The 254-nt window shown below is 76.4% G+C and carries 1 pseudogene; it reads right to left on the bottom strand.

From position 1 onward, the window contains the following. Positions 1-254: pseudogene (locus G3I65_RS27800) on the bottom strand (hypothetical protein); the annotation flags it as partial.

The raw sequence follows: 254 nt of genomic DNA, 5'->3' as shown, positions 1-254 counted from the left end.
GCCCTTCGAAGGACGCGCGCGCGAGGAGGAAGCCGTTCGCGGCGGACACGGGAGCGGTCAGCAACCCGACCGAAGCGGCGACGGCGAGCAACGGCACGAGCAGCCGCCACCGCCGCCGTTCGGGCTCTTCCCCGGTCCGGCTCGCCCGCCAGGCCGCGACCCCGGCGGCCGCCGTGAGCAGGTGCCCGGCGATCAGCAGCCAGAACCCGGCACCGACGGCCGACCCGCCGACGAACCGGTCGGCGAGGTAGAGC

Source organism: Amycolatopsis sp. SID8362, from assembly GCF_010550475.1.
GTDB lineage: Bacteria > Actinomycetota > Actinomycetes > Mycobacteriales > Pseudonocardiaceae > Amycolatopsis > Amycolatopsis eburnea.
The sequence above is the reverse complement of the archived record's forward strand: the minus strand, read 5'-3'. Positions and strand labels throughout refer to the sequence as shown.